This window comes from Pseudooceanicola sp. NS-SX9, from assembly GCF_057380705.1.
This window is the reverse complement of the sequence record NZ_CM170818.1, coordinates 896,048-917,329: the sequence shown is the minus strand read 5'-3', so window position 1 is coordinate 917,329 and position 21,282 is coordinate 896,048. Positions and strand designations below refer to the sequence as shown.

Here is a 21,282-nt window from a genome sequence, read left to right as displayed (position 1 = left end):
GGTTATATTCCCGTCTCTAACACTAGTGTTGCATGAGGGGCCGTGTCCCCATGCGTTTCCTTCCAAATGGTCCTCGGCGCGTCCGCCGGGCCCGGTTGCTCCCCGCACCATGGGTGCGGATCTCGTGTGGGGCCGAGGCCCCGAATGGTCCGTCACACTAACGCGCAACGTAAAAAACCGCACTCGACCCCACGTACACGGGGATCGACGCGGTGGGTTTTCCAGAGGATCGGGGCGCGAGCCCGGATCTTGACCACTTCATTCTGGAAGGCCAAGGGGCGGCCCCCTCGCCTGATTGCAGGCGCGTATAGGGGGAGTCGGGAGGGTTGTCAACAAGCCCTGAACGCGCGGGCCCCGTCGGACCCCTGCCCCGCTTGCCCGGAACCGGCTTTTTCAGCGTATCCGGCGGGTGTGCCACGCCTTTTCCAACCCGTCCGGATCCAGTCCGAAGCGCCGCGACACGGCATCGCGGGGGCTTTCCCTGCCGGGCAGGGCGCGTGGCAGCAGGCCCGAGACGCTGCTGTCGTTCGTCCCGTGCACCCCGCGCAGGTACATCGCCGGGGCGGGCAGCGTCAATGTGGGAATCCGGCTCCAGACGCGACGGTGATTGAAATCCTGCACGCTGCGGCTGGAGCGCGGCCGACAGAACACCGTCAGCGCCGGGGCCCATTGCGGGGCCTGAACCGCGATCAGCTCCAGTGCGCGGGTCCCCTCGACGACGATTCCGGCGCTGTAATCCAGCGCGGCGCGGCCGCCTTCGGCGAAAAGCGCCCCCAGATGCGCGAAATCGGCCCGGGTGCGGGCCGTGAAATCGCGCGCCAGACCGTCGTCGTCATCCAGGGTGAATTCCCCCACCACCCGGGCATGGGGATCGCGGGCCGCCTGCATCAGGCGGCGGCACAGATCCCGGTGCCCCTGCCCTGCCGGTTCGGCCAGACGGCGGATCTGCGGCACCCGGGCACAAAGCGCCGCCAGCCGGTCCGCCCAGGGCTGCGGCAGGCCCGCGTCATGCACCAGCAGCAGGGTGAAATCGCCATCCTCCTGCGCGGCCAGCGTCGGCAGACAGAGGTGCTCGAACCACCAAAAGCGCAGCGCCAGCCGGTCGGGATCGTACAGGCGGTCTCGGTTCGCCTGCAGCCCTTCGGCGGCGTCCTGAAAGCCGTCTCCGGCCGTCGGGTAAGAGAACCGGCACAACCCCAGCAGCTGGATCCCCTCGCGGCAGGTCATGCGGGTCCCGCCTCGTCCGGGGCGCCGGGCACGACCTTGGGCAGGCGGCCCAGTCGGGTTTCCCGCCAAAGGGTGAAAAGGCCCGAGGCCACGATCACCCCCGCCCCCGCCAGGGTCATCGGCACCGGCCATTCGCCGAACAGCACCAGGCCCAGGATCAGCGCCCAGATCAGGTTGGTGTAGCGGAACGGCGAGACGAAGGCGACGTCCCCGATCCGCATCGCCTGCACAGTGCCAATGTAGCTGACCAGCACCAGCCCCGCCGAGGCCAGGATCATCGACGTCTGCACCCCGCTGAGCGGCACCCAGGGCACATCCAGCCCGACGACCACGAAAAGCACCATCACGAAGGAGGACGAAAGCGCCGTCACCGTCAGCGCCGAGACCTGCCGTGACAGCCGCCGGGTCGTGATGTCGCGCACCGCGATGAACAGCACCGAGGTCAGCGCATAAAGCGCCGAGGCGTCGAAACCGGCGCCGCCCGGCCGCACGATCATCAGCACGCCCAGAAAGCCCGCCAGGATCGCCAGCAGGCGCCGCCAGCCGACGGCCTCGTCCAGGAACAGCGCCGCCGCCAGCGTCACCACCAGCGGCGCCGACTGCAGCACCGCCACCAGCGATCCGAAGGGCATCTTCATCAGCGCGACCAGATAGAACCAGGCCGCGCCCGCCTCGCAGATGGCGCGCAGCACCATCAGCCCCCAGTCGCGACGCGGCAGCCGCCAGGCCCCGGGGCGCCGCAGCAGCACCAGCACAAGCACCAGCGCGATCAGCCCGTTTCGGATCGGGATCACCTGGGTCATGGGTACTACCACCAGCAGGGCCTTCAGCATGGCGTCACTGAAGCTCAGCAGCAGCAACGCCCCCATCATGATGGCGGCGGCGCGGGTATTCTCGGTCATCATGCGTTCCTTGCGGCAGACACGGCGTTGTGATGACCCGCCCTGCCCGCTTTGACCAGAGCGCAATTCTGCAGCCCCGGAAACGAAAAAGGGCCCCCCGAGGGGAGCCCTTTCGCATTTTCCGGCCCGAGGCAGGATCAGTCGCGGTTTTCCGGGGTCTCGACCAGGTTGTCGAAGACATCGGCTGCGAAGTCGTCGGCCTTCGGCGCCGCCAGCACGGCATTCGCCTCGTCGCGGCGGGCTTCCAGAACCACGTTGTCGCGATCGCCGGCGATCCGACGGACGCGGGCGGTGGCACCACCCGTACCGGCGGGGATCAGGCGACCCACGATGACGTTTTCCTTCAGGCCGATCAGCTTGTCGCGCTTGCCCTGCACGGACGCTTCGGTCAGCACGCGGGTCGTCTCCTGGAAGGAGGCGGCCGAGATGAACGAACGCGTCTGCAGCGAGGCCTTGGTGATCCCCAGCAGGATCGGCTGGCCCGTTGCCGGACGCTGGCCGCGTGCTTCCGCCTTCTCGTTCGCCTGGTCGAACTCGATCTTGTCGACATGTTCGCCCTTCAGCAGCGTGGTCTGGCCCGAGTCCAGGATCTCCCACTTCTGCAGCATCTGGCGAACGATCACCTCGATGTGCTTGTCGTTGATCTTCACGCCCTGCAGTCGGTACACGTCCTGGACTTCGTCGATCATGTAGTTCGCCAGCGCTTCGACACCCATGATGGCAAGGATGTCATGCGGCGCGGGGTTGCCGTCCATGATGTAGTCGCCCTTCTGCACGAAGTCGCCTTCCTGCACGGGGATGTGCTTGCCCTTCGGCACCATGTATTCCACGGGCTCCAGGGTGTCGTCTGCCGGCTCGATCGTGATGCGACGCTTGTTCTTGTAGTCGCGGCCGAAGCGCACGTAGCCGTCGATCTCGGCGATGATGGCGTGGTCCTTCGGACGACGGGCTTCGAAGAGTTCCGCCACGCGCGGCAGACCCCCGGTGATGTCCTTCGTCTTGGCACCTTCGCGCGGAATACGCGCCACCACGTCACCGGCCTTCACGTCCTGGTCGTGATCCACCGAAAGGATCGCGTCCACCGACATCGGGTAGCTGACGGGGTTGCCCGCATCGTTGCGCACCGGTTCACCGTCTTCATCGACGATGAAGATCTCGGGCTTCAGCTCGTTGCCCTTGGGCGCGGTGCGCCAGTCGGACACGATCTTCTGGGTCATGCCGGTGGCTTCGTCGGTGTCCTCGCGGACCGAGAAACCGGTGATCAGGTCGGTCAGGCGGGCCTTACCGGCCTTCTCGGCGATGATCGGCAGGGTGTAGGGGTCCCATTCGAACAGCTTCTCGCCACGTTTGACCTGCTGGCCTTCCTTGACGAACAGCTTGGTGCCGTAGCCCAGCTTGTGGCTGGCACGTTCCTCGCCATGGGCGTCGATGATCCGCAGCTTCATGTTGCGGCCCATGACCAGCACGTCGCCAACCGCGTTTTCCAGCAGGTTGGTCGCCTCGAAGGCGATGGTGCCGTCGGCCGAAGCCTCCAGGAAGGACTGCTGGCCACCCTGCGCCACGCCGCCGATGTGGAAGGTCCGCATCGTCAGCTGGGTGCCGGGTTCACCGATCGACTGGGCGGCGATGATGCCGACCGCTTCACCGATGTTGACCTGCGTACCACGGGCCAGGTCACGGCCGTAGCAGGCCGCGCAGACGCCGTCGTCCGCTTCACAGGTCAGCGGCGAACGGATGCGCATCGACTGGACGTTGGCGTCCTGGATCGAATCCGCCATGCGTTCGTCGATCAGCTGGCCGCGCTTGACCAGGATCTCGTCGGTGCCGGGGCGCAGCACGTCATCGGCCGCGACACGGCCCAGGATGCGCTCGCCGATGGTGGCGACGACTTCACCGTCGTTGACGGCGTTGCCCACGGTGATGGCGCGGTCGGTGCCGCAATCGGGCTCGCGCACGATGCAGTCCTGAGCCACGTCCACCAGACGACGGGTCAGATAGCCCGAGTTCGCGGTCTTCAGTGCGGTATCCGACAGACCCTTACGGGCGCCGTGGGTCGAGTTGAAGTATTCAAGAACGGTCAGACCTTCCTTGAAGTTCGAGATGATCGGCGTCTCGATGATGTCGCCGTTCGGCTTCGCCATCAGGCCGCGCATCCCGCCCAGCTGCTTCATCTGCGTGACCGAGCCACGCGCACCCGAGTGCGCCATCATGTAGACCGAGTTGATCTCGCCTTCCGAGCCATCCGCATTGCGCGGCACGGCCGAAATGGTCGACATCATCGCCTCGGTCACCTTGTCGTTGCACTTCGACCAGGCGTCCACGACCTTGTTGTACTTTTCGCCCTGGGTGATCAGGCCGTCCATGTACTGCTGTTCAAAGTCCTTCACCTGCTCCTTGGTCTCGTCGACGATGGTCCACTTGTTATCGGGGATCACCATGTCGTCCTTGCCGAACGAGATGCCTGCCTTGAAGGCCTCCTTGAAGCCCATCGACATGATCTGGTCGCAGAAGATGACCGATTCCTTCTGGCCGCAGTAGCGGTAGACGGTGTCGATGACGCGCTGGACGTCCTTCTTGCGCAGCAGGGTGTTGACCAGCTCGAACGGGGCCTTGGCGTTCATCGGCAGCAGGGCACCCAGGCGCACGCGACCGGGGGTCGTGTCGTAACGCTTGTAGACCTCGTTGCCTTCCTCGTCGATCTGCAGGATCCGCGCGGTGATCTTGGCGTGCAGGTGCACGATCCCCGCGTCGAGGGCGTACTGCACCTCGTCGATCGAGGCAAAGGTCATGCCCTCGCCCTTCATGCCTTCGCGTTCGATGGTGGTGTAGTAGAGACCCAGCACCATATCCTGCGACGGAACGATGATCGGCGCGCCGTTAGCCGGCGACAGAACGTTGTTCGTCGACATCATCAGCACGCGCGCTTCCAGCTGTGCCTCGAGGCTCAGCGGGACGTGCACGGCCATCTGGTCACCGTCGAAGTCGGCGTTGAACGCCGAGCACACCAGCGGGTGCAGCTGGATCGCCTTGCCTTCCACCAGCTGCGGTTCGAACGCCTGGATGCCCAGACGGTGCAGCGTGGGGGCGCGGTTCAGCAGCACGGGGTGTTCGCGGATCACCTCGTCCAGGATGTCCCAGACCTCGGGGCGCTCTTTTTCGACCAGCTTCTTCGCCTGCTTCACGGTGCTGGACAGGCCCTTGGCCTCCAGACGCGAGTAGATGAAGGGCTTGAACAGTTCGAGCGCCATCTTCTTGGGCAGGCCGCACTGGTGCAGCTTCAGTTCCGGCCCGGTCACGATGACCGAACGGCCCGAGAAGTCGACGCGCTTGCCCAGAAGGTTCTGACGGAAGCGGCCGTGCTTGCCCTTCAGCATGTCCGACAGCGACTTCAGCGGGCGCTTGTTGGCGCCGGTGATGACGCGGCCGCGACGGCCGTTGTCGAACAGCGCATCGACGGATTCCTGCAGCATCCGCTTTTCGTTGCGCACGATGATGTCCGGCGCGCGAAGGTCGATCAGACGCTTCAGGCGGTTGTTCCGGTTGATCACGCGGCGATACAGGTCGTTCAGGTCCGAGGTCGCGAAGCGGCCACCGTCCAGCGGCACCAGCGGACGCAGTTCCGGCGGGATGACCGGGATCACGGTCATGATCATCCACTCGGGGCGGTTGCCGGATTCCAGGAAGGATTCCACGACCTTCAGGCGCTTGATGATCTTCTTCGGCTTCAGTTCACCGGTCGCCTCGGCCAGTTCGGCGCGCAGGTTCTCGGCTTCGGATTCCAGATCGATCTGCGCCAGCATCTCGCGGATGGCCTCGGCACCGATGTTCGCCGTGAAGGCGTCCATGCCGAAGGTGTCCTGGGCATCCATGAACTCTTCTTCGGTCATCATCTGGCCGTATTTCAGGTCGGTCAGACCCGGCTCGATGACGACGTAGTTTTCAAAGTACAGGACGCGTTCCAGATCGCGCAGCGTCATGTCCAGCATCAGGCCGATGCGGGAGGGCAGCGATTTCAGGAACCAGATGTGGGCGACGGGGGCCGCCAGTTCGATATGGCCCATACGCTCGCGGCGGACCTTCTGCAGCGTGACTTCGACGCCGCATTTCTCGCAGACGACGCCGCGATACTTCATCCGCTTGTACTTGCCGCACAGGCATTCGTAGTCCTTGATCGGACCGAAGATGCGCGCGCAGAACAGGCCGTCCCGCTCGGGCTTGTAGGTGCGGTAGTTGATGGTCTCGGGCTTCTTGATCTCGCCGTAGGACCACGAAAGGATCCGTTCGGGCGACGCCAGAGAGACCTTGATCTCGTCAAACGCCTTGGCCGGGGTCAGCGGGTTGAACGGGTTGTTCGTCAGTTCCTGGTTCATGTTCATTTCCTAATGACAGGTCGGGGAGAGAGGTTGGGGCGGCGCGCTGCCGCCCCGGAGCAAGCGGGGGGCGCTTACTCCTCCTCCTCCGCGTCCAGGAGTTCCATGTTCAGGCCGAGGCCGCGGACTTCCTTCACGAGCACGTTGAAGCTCTCGGGCACGCCCGCTTCGAAGTTGTCCTCGCCCTTGACGATGCTTTCGTAGACCTTGGTCCGGCCGGCGACGTCATCCGACTTCACCGTCAGCATTTCCTGCAGGGTGTAGGCGGCGCCGTAAGCTTCCAGAGCCCAGACCTCCATCTCCCCGAAGCGCTGACCACCGAACTGCGCCTTACCACCCAGCGGCTGCTGCGTGACGAGCGAGTACGGGCCGGTCGAGCGCGCGTGGATCTTGTCGTCCACCAGGTGGTGCAGCTTCAGCAGGTACTTGAAGCCCACGGTGACCTTGCGCGAGAACTGATCGCCGGTGCGGCCATCATACAGGACCGACTGACCCGAGGTGTCAAAGCCTGCACGGCTGAGCGCCTCGTTGATGTCCTCTTCCTTGGCACCGTCGAAGACCGGGGTCGCGATCGGGACACCGCGGGTCACGTTGCCCGCCGCTTCCAGAAGGTGCTCCTCGTCCATGCCGACAAAGCCCTCTTCATAGACTTCGTCACCATAGGCGATGCGCAGGGCCTCGCGGACCGGGGTCATGTCACCGGTGCGGCGGTAGTCCTGCAGGGCCTCGTCGATCTTGATGCCCAGGCCGCGCGATGCCCAGCCCATGTGGGTTTCCAGGATCTGACCGACGTTCATGCGCGAGGGCACGCCCAGCGGGTTCAGACAGAAGTCGACCGGGGTACCATCGGCAAGGAACGGCATGTCTTCCATCGGAACGACGCGCGACACCACACCCTTGTTGCCGTGACGGCCGGCCATCTTGTCGCCCGGCTGCAGCTTGCGCTTCACCGCGATGAAGACCTTGACCATCTTCATCACACCCGGAGGCAGATCGTCGCCGCGACGGACCTTCTCGACCTTGTCCTCGAAACGGGCATCGAGCGCGCGCTTCTGCGCCTCGTACTGCTCGTTCAGGGCTTCGACGATCTGGGATTCCTTGTCGTCTTCCAGCGCCAGCTGCCACCACTGGCCGCGCGACAGCGTGCCCAGCAGCTCTTCGGTGATTTCCGACCCGGCCTTGATGCCCTTCGGACCCTTCACCGCGACCTTGCCCAGGATCATGTCCTTCAGGCGGGCGTAGATGTTGCGGTCCAGGATCGCCAGCTCGTCGTCGCGGTCGCGCGACAGGCGCTCGACTTCTTCGCGTTCGATCTGCAGGGCACGTTCGTCTTTTTCCACGCCATGGCGGTTGAAGACGCGGACCTCGACGACGGTACCGTAATCACCCGGCTTCACACGCAGCGAGGTGTCGCGCACGTCCGATGCCTTTTCGCCGAAGATGGCGCGCAGAAGCTTTTCTTCCGGCGTCATCGGGCTTTCGCCCTTCGGGGTGATCTTGCCGACCAGGATGTCGCCCGGTTCCACATCCGCACCGATGTAGACGATGCCAGCCTCGTCGAGGTTGCGCAGCGCTTCTTCACCGACGTTCGGAATGTCGCGGGTGATCTCTTCCGGGCCCAGCTTGGTGTCACGGGCGGCGACTTCGAATTCCTCGATGTGGATCGAGGTGAAGACGTCGTCACGCGAGATGCGTTCCGAGATCAGGATGGAGTCTTCGTAGTTGTAGCCGTTCCAGGGCATGAAGGCGACGATGATGTTCTTGCCGAGCGCCAGTTCCCCCATGTCGGTGGAGGGGCCATCGGCAATCACTTCGCCCTTGCCGACCGTCTGACCGACCTTCACCAGAGGCTTCTGGTTGATGGTGGTGTTCTGGTTCGAGCGCTGGAACTTGCGCAGACGGTAGATGTCCACGCCCGCGTCGCCCAGCTCCAGGTCGGAGGTGGCGCGGATCACGATACGCTGGGCATCGACCTGGTCGATGATGCCGGCACGCTTGGCCTGAATGGCAGCGCCCGAGTCGATTGCGACCTTGCCCTCGATGCCGGTGCCCACGACAGGCGCTTCCGCGCGCAGCAGGGGAACGGCCTGACGCTGCATGTTCGCACCCATCAGGGCGCGGTTGGCGTCGTCGTTTTCCAGGAACGGGATCAGCGAGGCGCCGACCGACACCAGCTGCTTGGGCGAAACGTCGATCAGGTCCACGGCCTCGGTGGGCGTCAGGGTGTATTCGCCGGCCTGACGGGTGTTGACCATCTCGTTGACGAACTTGCCGTCCACGTCCAGCTCGGCGTTGGCCTGGGCCACGACGTGCCGCTGTTCCTCGGTCGCGGACATATAGTGGACCTCATCGGTCACCTGCTTGTCCTTGACGGTGCGGTAGGGGGTCTCGATGAAGCCGTACTTGTTCACCCGGGCGAAGGTCGCCAGAGAGTTGATCAGGCCGATGTTCGGACCTTCCGGCGTTTCGATCGGGCACATGCGGCCGTAGTGCGTGGCGTGAACGTCGCGCACTTCGAAGCCTGCGCGTTCGCGGGTCAGACCGCCCGGGCCAAGCGCCGAAAGACGGCGTTTGTGCGTCACTTCGGACAGCGGGTTGGTCTGGTCCATGAACTGCGACAGCTGCGACGAGCCGAAGAATTCACGCACGGCAGCAGCAGCCGGTTTCGCGTTGATCAGATCCTGCGGCATCACGGTGTCGATTTCGACACTGGACATGCGTTCCTTGATCGCGCGTTCCATGCGCAGCAGGCCGACGCGGTACTGGTTTTCCATCAGTTCGCCGACAGAGCGGACGCGACGATTGCCCAGGTGGTCGATGTCGTCGATTTCGCCCTTGCCGTCACGCAGTTCGACCAGCGCCTTGATGCACTTGACGATATCGTCACGGTCCAGCGTCCGCTGGGTGTCGGGCTTGTCGAGGTCGAGACGCATGTTCATCTTGACGCGGCCGACGGCCGACAGGTCGTAACGCTCGCTGTCGAAGAACAGCGTGTCGAACAGCGACGAGGCCGCCTCGACGGTCGGCGGTTCGCCCGGGCGCATGACGCGGTAGATATCCATGAGCGCGGTGTCGCGGTTCATGTTCTTGTCTGCCGCCATCGTGTTGCGCATGTAGGCGCCGACGGTGATGTTGTCGATGTCGAGGACCGGAATGTCGGTGATGCCGGCTTCCAGCAGCTCCTTCACGGTGCCGCCGATGATGTCGCCACCCTTGTCGTATTCCAGCGTCAGCTCGTCACCGGCTTCGACATAGATCGCACCGGTATCTTCGTTGATGATGTCGCGGGCGACATATTTGCCGACGATGCGCTCGAACGGCTCCAGCAGGTTCTTCACCGTGCCTTCGTCGATCAGCTTCTTGACGGCGCGCGGGGTCACCTTCTTGCCGGCTTCGGCGATGATCTCGCCCGAATCCGCATCGACCAGGTCGAAGTTCGGACGGGTGCCGCGGACGCGCTCGGGGAAGAACTTGGTCACCCAGCCCTGGCCCTTGCGGTAGGTGTAGTCCACCGTGTTGTAATACGCGTCCATGATCGCTTCCTGGTCCAGGCCCAGGGCGTACAGAAGCGTCGTCACCGGCAGCTTGCGGCGACGGTCGATGCGCGCGAACACGATGTCCTTGGCGTCGAATTCGAAATCGAGCCACGAACCACGGTACGGAATGATACGGCAGGCGAAGAGCAGCTTGCCCGAGCTGTGCGTCTTGCCCTTGTCGTGGTCGAAGAAGACACCCGGAGACCGGTGCATCTGGGACACGATGACCCGTTCGGTGCCGTTGACGATGAAGGTGCCGTTCGGCGTCATCAGGGGCATGTCGCCCATGAAGACGTCCTGCTCCTTGATGTCCTTGACGGATCTTGCACCCGTATCTTCATCAATATCGAAGACGATCAGGCGCAGCGTGACCTTCAGCGGGGCGCTGTAGGTCATGTCGCGCTGCATGCATTCGTCAACGTCGTACTTCGGACGCTCCAGCTCGTACTTGACGAACTCGAGAACCGCGGTCTCGTTGAAATCCTTGATCGGGAAAACCGACTGGAAAACACCCTTGATGCCTTCGCCGTCAGCGGGTTCCGCTGCGTCGCCGGAATTCAGGAACAGTTCGTAGGAGGACTTCTGAACCTCGATGAGGTTCGGCATTTCAAGGACTTCGCGAATCTTGCCGAAATATTTGCGAAGACGTTTCTGACCAAGGTAGGTCTGAGCCATGACGGGTCTCACCTTTCGTTTCTCTACGGGTCGCGTGCCGTCGGGCCCCGGCGCAACGCCCACTCGAGACAGGGGGGTTCGGATCCATGCCTGGCCACCGTCCCAATGGTGACCTCCCGATCCGCGAACCTCGCCTTAGGCAGGGCTTTCGCAAAAGCCCTCTCTGAGACAGGTTCGGCTGAACGCGGGTCTCCCCGCGTCCAGCCTTGGAAATCCTTGCTTCCGGGTAACCCGGAGCGCCGGATTACTTGATTTCGATCTCGGCGCCAGCTGCTTCCAGCTTGCCCTTGATGTCTTCTGCTTCGTCTTTCGACACGCCTTCTTTGACAGCCTTGCCGCCGGCTTCCACCAGCTCTTTGGCTTCTTTGAGGCCCAGGCCGGTGATGGCGCGGACTTCTTTGATGACGTTGATTTTGGAAGCGCCGGCCGACTTCAGGATGACGTCGAACTCGGTTTTCTCTTCTTCGGCTTCGCCAGCGGCAGCTGCCGGACCTGCGACCATGACGGCGCCGCCAGCGGCGGGCTCGATGCCGTATTCGTCTTTCAGGATGGTTTTCAGTTCTTGTGCTTCGAGCAGCGTCAGGTTGACGATCTCTTCGGCCAGTTTCTTCAGATCAGCCATTTTGTGACTCTTTCCGTATCTCTAGATGTGTTCCAACGTGAGGGATTGTGACCCTACATCGGTCCCGAGGTTGCTTACGCCGCCTTGTCCTCGAACTTTTCTTCGATCGTGGACAGGATGGAGGCGATGTTGGAAGCAGGCGCGCCAATGGCACCGGCGATGTTCGAGGCGGGTGCGCCGATGCACGACACGATCTGAGCGATAAGCTCTTCGCGCGACGGCATCTTCGACACGGCTTCGACACCGGCTCGGTCCAGTGCGGTTTCACCCATTGCGCCGCCGAGAATTTCGAACTTCTTGTTCTCTTTGGCGAAATCTTCCGCGACCTTGGCTGCAGCGACAGGGTCTTCGGAATAGGTGAGCACGGTCATGCCCGTCAGAAGATCGGCCATGCTTGCGCAGGGCTTGCCTTCCAGGGCGATCTTGGCGAGCCTGTTCTTGGCGACACGCACGCTACCGCCGGCCGCAGAGGCCTTGGCGCGCAGAGACTGCATGTCAGCAACCGTGAGACCGGTGTAGTGGGCAACCACCACAACGCCAGAGCTTTCGAAGATCTGGCCGAGTTCCTCGACCACTTTCTCTTTCTGGGCTCTATCCACAGTTTCACTCCAATCAGGGAGGTGTGACCCTCCGGCTCAGTTCTGCCGGAACGAACGTCCCGGCTAGCGGGTCCGTAACGGGTCCGTCCAAGGTCGCCCCGGGGAGCCGCTTGCGCGGGCCCGAAGAAATCTGGTTCTTTCCCATCTCAGGCAGGAATTATGACCCCAGGGGATCACCCACCGTCTCGGACGAATCGTCGAGACCACCCGAATCCGGACGGCCTGACCAGACGGCTTCTAAGCGTTCTTTCAGCGGATGTGAAGTGCAAAAAATGCGTGAAGGAGCCGCACGTCGAAACGCCGGACCTTTGCGCGCGTCCGCCCGGGCCCCTGCCCTGCTGGACGTCACTATGCCCTCCTTATACTCTCGAACCCGGCCTCACGCCAGTGGTCCCGTCAATATCGAAGCGAAAGATCCCAGCCATGAGCAGAACTGCCCGCGACACGCGCGATTACCCCGGCCTGCGCCGCAAGCTTGGCAAGGCGCGGGCCCGCGGCATGCCCGATTTCCTCGAGGACCGCGGCCGCCGTCTGCTGGATGCCTGGCTGGCCACATCCGAGGCCGAGGGCCGCCCCCTGCCCCGCACGCTGGCGCGCCTGGCCTCGGGCGATGCCGCCCGCGAGATCGCCGAGATCACCGGCGCCCAGATCCGTGCCGAACGCCCGGCCGCCCTGGTCGAGGCCGTCTGCGCCCCTGGCTGCGCCTTTTGCTGCATCCTGCTGGAGGGAGACGGCGGCCTGATCACCGAGGCCGAGGCCACCACCCTGCACGGTGCGCTGGCGCCTCTGGCCGGCCAGCCCGACGGCCGCGCCTGGACCCCCCATGCCTGTGCCGCGCTTGATCCCGCGACGCGCCAGTGCCGCGTCTATGACGCCCGCCCGATGGTCTGCCGCAGTTTCCTGTCGGTCGATGTCGAGGCCTGCCGCGAGAATGCCGAGGGCGGCGACGAGGACGGATCGGGGATGCTGGGGAACCACCTCGACTACCTGACGGTGATGGCCCTGTCGCGCGAGGTGATGCGCGGCACCGCCCTGCTGCAGACCTACAGCCTTGAGGCCCTGGCACGGGCCGCCTGCGACGGGGCCGACCTGGACGGCGCCCTGGCCGCCGCCCGCCACCCGACCTCCGAGCTGGAAGAGACCTGCGAGGATATCGGCAACTCTCCGTCCTGAGGCGCGCGCGCCGGGCCACGCGCCCTTCGGGGCGCGCGACAGCCTTCGCCGGGACGGCAATCACGCTCGCCCAGGCCGGGTGGATTACCCCACCGTCCGAGGCGCGCGGGGGCCGGCAGGACAAGCGCGGGCCCCAAGGCCGCAGGCCGCGTCAGGCCAGTGTCCCGCCCCGACCGCTCCGCCACGGGATCGGGCGCAATCACCGGTCCCGACAGAAAGCCCGGACGCACCGCCCGCCCGTCTTCACGGCCGCCCCGAGGGACGGGGCGCAGCCCGTCAGCCAAGTCGCGCCTTGGCGAAAAGCTGACCTACATCCACCGCCAGTGGGGCGGGCCGCAGGCTTTCCTCCACGACGGCCATGTCGAGATGGCCTCCAATTCCATCGAGAACTTGATCCGTCCGATTGACCTGACGCGAAAGAATGCACTCTTCGCCGGCCACGACGAGGGCGGCCGCACCTGGGCCCGCATCGCCTCCCTGATCGCGACCGCGAAGATCAACGGCGTGGAGCCATTCGCTTATCTCAAAGCGACCTTGGAGGCGATCGCAGCTGGCCACCCGAACTCCAGGATCGATGAGCTCCTTCTCTGGAACTTCACCAAGTCAACCTGATCCCCCATGGGGCGCAGACAGCGCTTACGGTCGGCCGGGCGCGGGCGCGCCGCCATCCGGGCACGCGCCCGAGGCTGCCGCGCCCGCAGCCGCAAGGCCGGGGCACCGCCCCTTCGGCCCCAGCCCCAAACGCAAAAGGGGCGCGCCAGAAGGCACGCCCCTTTCAGAATTTCCAGCGGTCCGCGGCTCAGTTGCCGGTTGCGCTTTCGACGGCGACCGACACGCCCGGGCCCATGGTCGAGCTCAGCGAGATGCCTTTCATGTAGGTGCCCTTGGCACCGGCCGGCTTGGCCTTGGACACCGCTTCCACGAAGGCGCGGATGTTCTCGACCAGCTTGCCCTCGTCGAACGAGACCTTGCCGACGCCAGCGTGCACGACGCCTGCTTTTTCGACCTTGAACTGGACTTCGCCGCCCTTGGCTGCTTCCACGGCCGTTTTCACGTCCATGGTCACGGTGCCGACCTTGGGGTTCGGCATCAGGTTGCGCGGGCCCAGGATCTTGCCCAGACGGCCGACGATCGGCATCATGTCCGGGGTGGCGATGCAGCGGTCGAAATCGATGTTGCCGCCCTGGATGGATTCCATCAGGTCTTCGGCGCCAACGATGTCCGCACCGGCGGCCTTGGCTTCGTCAGCCTTGGCGCCACGGGCGAAGACGGCAACGCGCACGTCCTTGCCGGTGCCGTTCGGCAGGCCGACCACGCCGCGGACCATCTGGTCTGCGTGGCGGGGGTCGACGCCCAGGTTCACGGCGATCTCGACGGTCTCGTCGAACTTGGCCTTGGCATTCGCCTTGATCAGCGAAACGGCGTCCTCGACCGAGATGTTTTCCTTGCCGGCGAAGGCTTCGCGGGCGGCGCGGGTACGTTTACCGAGCTTAGCCATCACTTCACCTCGATGCCCATGGAGCGGGCCGAGCCCAGGATGATCTGCATCGCCGCTTCGATATCGTTGGCGTTCAGATCTTTCATCTTCGCTTCCGCGATTTCCTTGACCTGAGCAACGGTCACCGTACCTGCGGTGGCCTTGCCGGGGGTCTTGGAGCCCGACTTCAGGTTCGCGGCCTTCTTGAGATAGTAGGACGCGGGGGGCGTCTTGATCTCGATGGTGAAGGACTTGTCCTGGTAGTAGGTGATGACGGTCGGGCAGGGTGCGCCAACTTCCATGTCCTGCGTCTTGGCGTTGAACGCCTTGCAGAATTCCATGATGTTGATGCCGCGTTGACCCAGTGCCGGGCCGACAGGCGGGGACGGGGTGGCTTTGCCAGCCGCGACTTGCAGCTTCAGGCTGCCGATCAGTTTCTTGGCCATTGGCCTTCTCCTTGGTTCACCGGCACATCTGCGATGTGCCCTGGCGGATCACGACGCGTCGCGCCCGCCGGTCTGCGTGGTGTGGTCCGGTGCGCGCGCGCCCCTCGCCTCCCACGAATGAATGCCGGCCCTGCCCCGGCGGACGCGCCCTGCGGCGCGCGTGACCCGGATCACACCTGTTTGGTGACCTGGGTGAATTCCAGCTCGACCGGGGTTTCCCGGCCGAAGATCGAGACCGACACCTTGAGGCGCTGGTTGTCCTCGTCGACCTCTTCGATCATGCCGTCGAAGTCCTCGAACGGACCGTCGTTGACCTTGACCTTCTCGCCCACCTCGAAGTGGATGAGCGTGCGCGGCGTTTCTTCGCCTTCCTGGACGCGGCCCAGGATGCCCTTCACCTCGGCGTCGCGCATCGGCATCGGGCGCCCCTGCGGGCCCAGGAAACCGGTCACCCGGTTGATCGAGTTGATCAGGTGATAGCCCTGATCCGACATCTCCATGTGAACCAGCACGTAGCCGGGCATGAAGCGCCGTTCGGTCGAGACCTTCTTGCCGCGGCGGATCTCGATCACTTCCTCGGTCGGCACGAGCACTTCGTCGATCTGGTCCTGAAGACCCTTCTCTTCGACGCTCTGCCGGATCTGCTCGGCGATCTTCTTCTCGAAGTTCGAGAGGACCGAGACCGAGTACCACCGTTTCGCCATGTCGCAACGACCCTTGCTAGTTCCACTCTGGTGCCGCGGGCCCCGAACGGGCGGTCGCGGCGGATATTCCTGAGGGGTTTCGCCCGTTCCGGGGAACGCGAAAGGCCCCTCCCCCATAGAAAATCGGCGCGGGGCCGAATCGCCGCGCGCCAGATCAGGGGGAATGGGGCGTGAGTTACAAAACTCGGCCCCGATGTGCAAGACCCCGGGGCATTTTGCCCCCGCCGTCAGTTGAACAGGCTGAGGACGCCCTGCAGCCCCGAGCGGATCGCGAGATCCACAAGGGCAAAGAAGACGGATGTCAGCGCCGCCATCACGAGGACCATGACCGTGGTCAGGGCCACTTCGCGACGCGAGGGCCAGGCGACCTTGCCGATCTCGGCGCGGGTCTGCTGGATGAACTGGAGCGGGTTCGCCATGGCGGGATCCTCACCTGGGATGTCTCTGAGCCGGGCCGTCAGGCCCGCGGGTGCTCTCCCTTACGCGGGACGAAAGGGTTTTTCAACCCGCCCGGCGCAGGTCGGGCCCATCCCAATCGGGCTGGCGTGACGTGCTGGCGATGTCGTGATGGAAACTGGCAGGGGCAGCAGGACTCGAACCCGCGACCCTCGGTTTTGGAGACCGATGCTCTACCAACTGAGCTATACCCCTATGCCGTGAGGGGTGATTATGGCAGGGCGCGGGGAAGATCAAGCGCCGAGTTTCGGCAGGGCGCGAATTTTCCGCATGACCATGGGGCAGGACCGGGTGGTCCTGGCGCAGGGGGGCGCTGCCCCCGCCTTCCTGCGGAAGGCCCCCCCGGAGTATTTTTGGCCAGATGACAGGGAACGGGCGCGTTCAGACCCAGCGGAGGCGCCGCAGGACCAGCAGCAGGCCCCCGGCAAGGGCCGCCAGGAGGCCGCAGAAGGTCCAGAAGGCCCAGGGGTCCCCTGCCCCGGGAATCCCCCCCACATTGATGCCCAGGAGCCCCGTCAGGAAGCCCAGCGGCATGAAGATCCCTGAGATCATCGCGATCACGTACATGTGGCCGTTCAGCTGATCGGCCAGCAGGCCGGCCAGTTCGTCGCGCAGGACGCCGAGATTGTCGCGCAGCTCGTCCAGGTTTTCCGCCAGGCGCATCAGGCGGTCGTGATTCTCCTGCAGGCGGCGCAGGTCGTGATCCTGGAAGAGCGGCGATTTCGAGGCGCCGAGCAGCTTCATCGCCTCGCGCTGTGGCGGCACGTGGCGGCGCAGTTCCACCACCGACAGGCGCAGGGCGACGATTCGGCGGCGCAGCTCCTTGGAGGGGCTCTGGATGATCTCGGATTCGAGGCCGTCGACATCGCTGTCGAGCTCGGTCACGAAGGGTTCGATCCGGTCGCTCAGCCGGTCCGCCAGGGTGGCGATGAAGTCGCCGGCGGTTTGGGGGCCCTCGCCGGCCTCGATCTCGGCGGCGATGTCGTCGATCGCGCGCACCCGCTGACGCGACAGCGTGACGATGCGGTGGGCATCGGCCCAGACGCGGACGGCCACCATGTCCTCGCGATCCTTGCCGGGGTTCAGGTTGACGCCGCGCAGGATCACCAGCAGCCCCTCGCCGATGGCGGTGGCGCGGGGGCGGGTCTCGGCCTGGGTGAGGGCCTCGGTCACGGTCTCGTCGAGATAGGAGAGGTTCTGCGCCACCCAGTCCTGGGCATCGTCGTGCATGGCATCGAGATGCGCCCATGCCAGCGTCGGCGACAGCAGCATGTCCTGCACCTCGTGGCCCGCCAGGCGCTGGCAGCGCGCGGGGCCTTCGAGAACATAGGCGAAATGGATCGGGTGCGTCATGGCCGGGATGATAGGCGGGCGGGCGAAAAGATCCAGACGCCGGAAACGGAAACGGCGGGGAAGATCCCCGCCGTTCGCGATGACTTGCGTCACCCTGTCGTGCATTCCCGAAGGATCACTCGAGGATTTTCGAGACGACGCCCGAACCGACGGTGCGGCCACCTTCACGGATAGCGAAGCGCAGCTTCTCTTCCATGGCGATCGGCGCGATCAGCTCGACGGTGAACTTCAGGTTGTCGCCGGGCATGACCATCTCGGTGCCTTCGGGCAGCTGGACGGTGCCGGTGACGTCGGTCGTGCGGAAGTAGAACTGCGGACGGTAGTTCGCGAAGAACGGCGTGTGACGGCCGCCTTCTTCCTTCGTCAGGATGTAGGCTTCGGCTTCGAACTTGGTGTGGGGCTTCACGGAGCCGGGCTTGCACAGCACCTGGCCACGTTCCACGCCTTCACGGTCGATGCCGCGCAGCAGGGCGCCGATGTTGTCGCCTGCTTCCCCACGGTCCAGCAGCTTGCGGAACATTTCCACGCCGGTGCAGGTGGTTTTCTTGGTGGCCTTGATGCCGACGATTTCAAGTTCGTCGCCAACGTTGACCACACCGCGTTCCACGCGGCCGGTGACCACGGTGCCGCGGCCCGAGATCGAGAACACGTCTTCGATCGGCATCAGGAAGGGCTGGTCGATCGCACGTGCGGGCTGGGGGATGTACGCGTCAACGGCGGCCATCAGCTCGCGGATCTTGTCTTCGCCGATGTTGGCGTCACGGCCTTCCAGCGCGGCCAGAGCCGAGCCTGCGATGACGGGGATGTCGTCGCCGGGGAAGTCGTAGGTCGACAGCAGTTCGCGGATTTCCATCTCGACGAGCTCCAGGAGCTCTTCGTCGTCGACCTGGTCCACTTTGTTCATGAACACGACCATGGCGGGGATACCCACCTGACGGCCCAGCAGGATGTGTTCGCGGGTCTGCGGCATCGGGCCGTCAGCTGCGTTCACCACCAGGATCGCGCCGTCCATCTGGGCGGCACCGGTGATCATGTTCTTCACATAGTCGGCGTGGCCGGGGCAGTCGACGTGTGCGTAGTGACGGGCTTCGGTCTCGTATTCCACGTGTGCGGTCGAGATCGTGATGCCACGTGCTTTTTCTTCGGGCGCGCCGTCGATCTGGTCGTAGGCTTTGAATTCACCGAAGTACTTGGTGATCGCAGCCGTCAGCGTCGTCTTGCCGTGGTCAACGTGACCGATCGTGCCGATGTTGCAGTGCGGCTTGCCGCGCGCGAACTTTTCCTTTGCCATCGTCAGGCGCCTCTGTGGTTTGGGGGCCCTCGCGGCCCGATTTCACTGGGGCCGCGATTTATTTTGTCCGGAGGGGAAAATCAAGCGCCACTTCGGCAACACCGCCCCCCTGTGCCATCGGCGAAACGCCTTGTCACGAAAGGGTCACGCAGCGGCAGATCCACCGCCCCGAAGGGCTGCGGCCGGGGCCTCAGCTGCCCTGGCCGGATTGCGCCTTGGCCGCGGTCTTGCCCACGGCCTTTTCGCCCGCCGCCGCCGCCGGTTTCTGCGCGATATCCGAAGGGTCGTGCTGGGCGAACCAGGCCGGATTCTCGGCCAGCCAGTCCTCGATCTTCTGGGCGGCGCGCTCGGACAGCTCGGTGATCTGCTCTTCGCGGGTCATCGTGTAGCCCGATCCGATGATGCTGTGGGCACCCAGTTTTTCCATCACGACCAGCAGCTTGGGCTCGTCGTTGATCTTGCCGCCCTTGGCATCGTCCCAGACGGTGACCTTGACCATCAGGATCGATTTCGGCGCCAGCAGCACCGGGATGCCGGGCGCCGCCAGCACGTAGCCCTCGACCGAGATCCCCAGATGGTACAGCTGATCGCCGTCATAGGGCCGCAGGCGCTTTTCCACCGCCGCCTTCAGGGCGGTCTCGAATTCCTCGGGCTTGGCCTCGCGCGACAGCGGGCCGCGCTGCATCTTCTCGGCCACGACAACGTCCCAGCCCAGCTTGAAATGGCCCAGATCGGGATGGCTGTCCTCGGGCTTTTGCGCGCCACAGCCCGCCAGAAGCAGGCTCGCGGTAAGCCCGAGGGCGGGCGCCAGGCGGCGCGGGGTCGTCAGGGCAGTCATGGAGCCTCCTTCGGGCGGGCCGGGTGTCGCCCGGATAGCCGAAGCAGGGCCACGTTTCAATTCCGGGGGCAGGCCACGGGGTTTCGCCCGGACCCCATAGTGATATGATCCCCACAATGCGCCTGCCGCGTCCCAAAGGCCTGCCGGACCCCGATGACCAACGATCCCGCCCCCCTGCCCGTCCGCGTACCGCTGGTCCGCCAGCCGGTCGGCCTGCTGGGATCACTGCGCCGCGCCCGCCGCAACCTTCTGGAGATCCTGCCCGAACTGGCCGTGCAGCAACCCATCGTCTCGGGCAAGATGGGCATCCGCTGGCACATGCTGATGGATCCCGACGCGATCCGCCGGGTACTGCTGGAACGGGTCGAGGACTACCCCAAGAGCCTGGCCACCAAGACCCTGCTGCGCCCGGTGATCGGCCGGTCGCTGTTCATCGCAGAGGGGGCCCAATGGCGTTGGCAACGGCGGGCGGCGGCGCCGGTCTTCTCGCACCGCCACGTAAGCGACCTGGGCCCGGTGATGAGCGCTGCGGCAGATCATGCCTGCGCCCGGCTGGCCGCCGCCGGCGGCGCCCCCCGCGACATGGCCGACGAAATGACCCGCGCCACGTTCCAGGTCATTTCCGAGGTCACCTTCTCGGGCGGCAAGAGCTTTGATCGCGCCGCCGTGCACCGCGCCATCGACCGCTACATCGCCGAGGCCGGCCGGGTCTCGATCCTTGACATGCTGGGCGCCCCGGACTGGGTGCCGCGCCCGGCACGGCTGCGCTCGGGACCGGTGATCCGGCGCATGAAGGCAGTGGCCGACGATGCCATCGCCGCCCGCCGCGCCGATGGCCAACGTGGAATAGCCCCCGACCTGCTGGACCTGCTGCTTGCCGCCTCGGACCCCGAAAGCCACCGCCGGATGCACGATGCCGAGCTCGCCGACAACCTGCTGGCCTTCATCGTTGCCGGCCACGAAACCACGGCACTGACGCTTGGCTGGGCCCTGTACCTGTGCGCCTTCGACACGGCGCTGCAGGAGCGCGCCCGCGCCGAGGCCCGCGCGCTCCTCGGCACCCGCACGGCGACGGCCGCCGATCTGCCGCATCTGCCGTTCCTGCGCCGCCTGGTCGACGAGACGCTGCGCCTCTACCCGCCTGCCGCACTCCTGTCGCGCACCGCCCGTCGCCCCGACACGCTCTGCGGCCGCCAGATCCGCCCCGGCGACACGGTGATCCTGCCTATCTACGCCCTGCATCGGAACCAGCTCCTGTGGCAGGCCCCCGACGCCTGCAACCCAGACCGTTTCATGGATCGCCGCAGCATCCCGCGCTACGGCTACCTGCCCTTCGGCGACGGCCCGCGGGTCTGCATCGGCGCCAGTTTCGCCATGCAGGAAGCGATCATCCTCCTGGCTACACTGCTGGCCCGTTTCCGCTTCACCGCGGTTCAGGGCCACGCGCCCCGCCCTGTAATGATCCTGACCCTGCGTCCGGAAGGTGGCATCTGGCTGCAGGCCGAGGCTCTTTCCTAGCTCATTTTCTTGTTCTTAAATACCTTCGCCGAAGGCTTCGTTGCTCAGCAACGAAATCGCCCCGGACCGATGGTCCGGGGCGACGCTCCGCGGGA

The 21,282-nt window shown here is 65.1% G+C and carries 15 protein-coding genes, 1 tRNA gene and 1 pseudogene; 3 read left to right on the top strand and 14 right to left on the bottom strand.

Annotation, left to right across the window (positions count from 1 at the left end; translation table 11 throughout):
• Positions 1–393 precede the first annotated feature (393 nt).
• The 6 genes from AC2ITM_RS04330 to rplJ all read right to left on the bottom strand — a co-directional run bounded on the left by AC2ITM_RS04330 (position 394) and on the right by rplJ (position 11,931).
• Positions 394–1,227: a glycosyltransferase gene (locus tag AC2ITM_RS04330; protein WP_486468600.1), complete on the bottom strand. Its 834-nt coding sequence runs from the start codon at positions 1,225–1,227 to the stop codon at positions 394–396.
• Complete coding sequence (locus AC2ITM_RS04325) at positions 1,224–2,129, bottom strand: DMT family transporter (RefSeq protein ID WP_486468599.1); 906 nt, start codon at positions 2,127–2,129, stop codon at positions 1,224–1,226. Before AC2ITM_RS04325 ends, AC2ITM_RS04330 begins: the two co-directional genes overlap by 4 nt.
• Positions 2,130–2,266: 137 nt before the next feature.
• Positions 2,267–6,499, bottom strand: a complete 4,233-nt coding sequence (rpoC, locus tag AC2ITM_RS04320) for a DNA-directed RNA polymerase subunit beta' (protein ID WP_486468598.1) — start codon at positions 6,497–6,499, stop codon at positions 2,267–2,269.
• Positions 6,500–6,573: 74 nt separating this feature from the next.
• The gene (rpoB, locus tag AC2ITM_RS04315; protein ID WP_486468597.1) at positions 6,574–10,710 is read right to left on the bottom strand and encodes a DNA-directed RNA polymerase subunit beta; all 4,137 of its coding nucleotides are present in this window, start codon (positions 10,708–10,710) and stop codon (positions 6,574–6,576) included.
• 244 nt (positions 10,711–10,954) lie between these two features.
• Positions 10,955–11,332 (bottom strand): 50S ribosomal protein L7/L12, encoded by a 378-nt coding sequence (rplL, locus tag AC2ITM_RS04310; protein WP_486468596.1) that lies wholly within the window; start codon positions 11,330–11,332, stop codon positions 10,955–10,957.
• A 74-nt stretch (positions 11,333–11,406) separates the two neighbouring features.
• Positions 11,407–11,931, bottom strand: a complete 525-nt coding sequence (gene rplJ / locus AC2ITM_RS04305) for a 50S ribosomal protein L10 (RefSeq protein WP_486468595.1) — start codon at positions 11,929–11,931, stop codon at positions 11,407–11,409.
• Between the two features lie 423 nt (positions 11,932–12,354).
• On the opposite strand from rplJ, the gene AC2ITM_RS04300 reads away from it, so the two are divergent.
• Positions 12,355–13,104, top strand: a complete 750-nt coding sequence (locus AC2ITM_RS04300) for a YkgJ family cysteine cluster protein (RefSeq protein ID WP_486468594.1) — start codon at positions 12,355–12,357, stop codon at positions 13,102–13,104.
• Between the two features lie 276 nt (positions 13,105–13,380).
• Positions 13,381–13,716 (top strand): annotated as a pseudogene (locus tag AC2ITM_RS04295) (transposase domain-containing protein); the annotation flags it as partial.
• A 187-nt stretch (positions 13,717–13,903) separates the two neighbouring features.
• Here the strand turns inward: AC2ITM_RS04295 and rplA are convergent.
• The 8 genes from rplA to AC2ITM_RS04255 all read right to left on the bottom strand — a co-directional run bounded on the left by rplA (position 13,904) and on the right by AC2ITM_RS04255 (position 19,669).
• Positions 13,904–14,602, bottom strand: coding sequence for a 50S ribosomal protein L1 (gene rplA, locus AC2ITM_RS04290; protein WP_486468593.1), 699 nt, complete (start codon positions 14,600–14,602; stop codon positions 13,904–13,906).
• The gene (rplK, locus tag AC2ITM_RS04285; protein WP_486468592.1) at positions 14,602–15,027 is read right to left on the bottom strand and encodes a 50S ribosomal protein L11; all 426 of its coding nucleotides are present in this window, start codon (positions 15,025–15,027) and stop codon (positions 14,602–14,604) included. The genes rplA and rplK overlap by 1 nt, the downstream gene beginning before the upstream one ends.
• Positions 15,028–15,197: 170 nt before the next feature.
• On the bottom strand, positions 15,198–15,731 hold the full coding sequence (gene nusG, locus AC2ITM_RS04280) for a transcription termination/antitermination protein NusG (protein WP_486468591.1): 534 nt from the start codon (positions 15,729–15,731) through the stop codon (positions 15,198–15,200).
• Positions 15,732–15,958: 227 nt separating this feature from the next.
• A complete protein-coding gene (gene secE, locus AC2ITM_RS04275) occupies positions 15,959–16,150 on the bottom strand; it encodes a preprotein translocase subunit SecE (RefSeq protein ID WP_486468590.1) in 192 nt (63 codons plus the stop codon).
• Between the two features lie 156 nt (positions 16,151–16,306).
• Positions 16,307–16,382 (bottom strand) — tRNA-Trp (locus AC2ITM_RS04270).
• Between the two features lie 186 nt (positions 16,383–16,568).
• On the bottom strand, positions 16,569–17,540 hold the full coding sequence (locus AC2ITM_RS04265) for a zinc transporter ZntB (RefSeq protein WP_486468589.1): 972 nt from the start codon (positions 17,538–17,540) through the stop codon (positions 16,569–16,571).
• Between the two features lie 115 nt (positions 17,541–17,655).
• On the bottom strand, positions 17,656–18,831 hold the full coding sequence (tuf, locus tag AC2ITM_RS04260) for an elongation factor Tu (RefSeq protein WP_486468588.1): 1,176 nt from the start codon (positions 18,829–18,831) through the stop codon (positions 17,656–17,658).
• Positions 18,832–19,021: 190 nt separating this feature from the next.
• The gene (locus AC2ITM_RS04255) at positions 19,022–19,669 is read right to left on the bottom strand and encodes a hypothetical protein (protein WP_486468587.1); all 648 of its coding nucleotides are present in this window, start codon (positions 19,667–19,669) and stop codon (positions 19,022–19,024) included.
• Between the two features lie 153 nt (positions 19,670–19,822).
• Here AC2ITM_RS04255 and AC2ITM_RS04250 point away from each other — a divergent pair, with 153 nt between their 5' ends.
• Positions 19,823–21,187: a cytochrome P450 gene (locus AC2ITM_RS04250; RefSeq protein WP_486468586.1), complete on the top strand. Its 1,365-nt coding sequence runs from the start codon at positions 19,823–19,825 to the stop codon at positions 21,185–21,187.
• Positions 21,188–21,282 lie beyond the last annotated feature (95 nt).

Excerpts from the sequence above, each read along its gene's own strand:
- AC2ITM_RS04330 (WP_486468600.1), bottom strand. The coding sequence starts at position 1,227 with ATGACCTGCCGCGAGGGGATCCAGCTGCTGGGGTTGTGCCGGTTCTCT.
- AC2ITM_RS04325 (WP_486468599.1), bottom strand. The coding sequence starts at position 2,129 with ATGACCGAGAATACCCGCGCCGCCGCCATCATGATGGGGGCGTTGCTG.
- rpoC (WP_486468598.1), bottom strand. The coding sequence starts at position 6,499 with ATGAACCAGGAACTGACGAACAACCCGTTCAACCCGCTGACCCCGGCC.
- rpoB (WP_486468597.1), bottom strand. The coding sequence starts at position 10,710 with ATGGCTCAGACCTACCTTGGTCAGAAACGTCTTCGCAAATATTTCGGC.
- rplL (WP_486468596.1), bottom strand. The coding sequence starts at position 11,332 with ATGGCTGATCTGAAGAAACTGGCCGAAGAGATCGTCAACCTGACGCTG.
- AC2ITM_RS04300 (WP_486468594.1), top strand. The coding sequence starts at position 12,355 with ATGAGCAGAACTGCCCGCGACACGCGCGATTACCCCGGCCTGCGCCGC.
- rplA (WP_486468593.1), bottom strand. The coding sequence starts at position 14,602 with ATGGCTAAGCTCGGTAAACGTACCCGCGCCGCCCGCGAAGCCTTCGCC.
- rplK (WP_486468592.1), bottom strand. The coding sequence starts at position 15,027 with ATGGCCAAGAAACTGATCGGCAGCCTGAAGCTGCAAGTCGCGGCTGGC.
- nusG (WP_486468591.1), bottom strand. The coding sequence starts at position 15,731 with ATGGCGAAACGGTGGTACTCGGTCTCGGTCCTCTCGAACTTCGAGAAG.
- secE (WP_486468590.1), bottom strand. The coding sequence starts at position 16,150 with ATGGCGAACCCGCTCCAGTTCATCCAGCAGACCCGCGCCGAGATCGGC.
- AC2ITM_RS04265 (WP_486468589.1), bottom strand. The coding sequence starts at position 17,540 with ATGACGCACCCGATCCATTTCGCCTATGTTCTCGAAGGCCCCGCGCGC.
- tuf (WP_486468588.1), bottom strand. The coding sequence starts at position 18,831 with ATGGCAAAGGAAAAGTTCGCGCGCGGCAAGCCGCACTGCAACATCGGC.
- AC2ITM_RS04255 (WP_486468587.1), bottom strand. The coding sequence starts at position 19,669 with ATGACTGCCCTGACGACCCCGCGCCGCCTGGCGCCCGCCCTCGGGCTT.
- AC2ITM_RS04250 (WP_486468586.1), top strand. The coding sequence starts at position 19,823 with ATGACCAACGATCCCGCCCCCCTGCCCGTCCGCGTACCGCTGGTCCGC.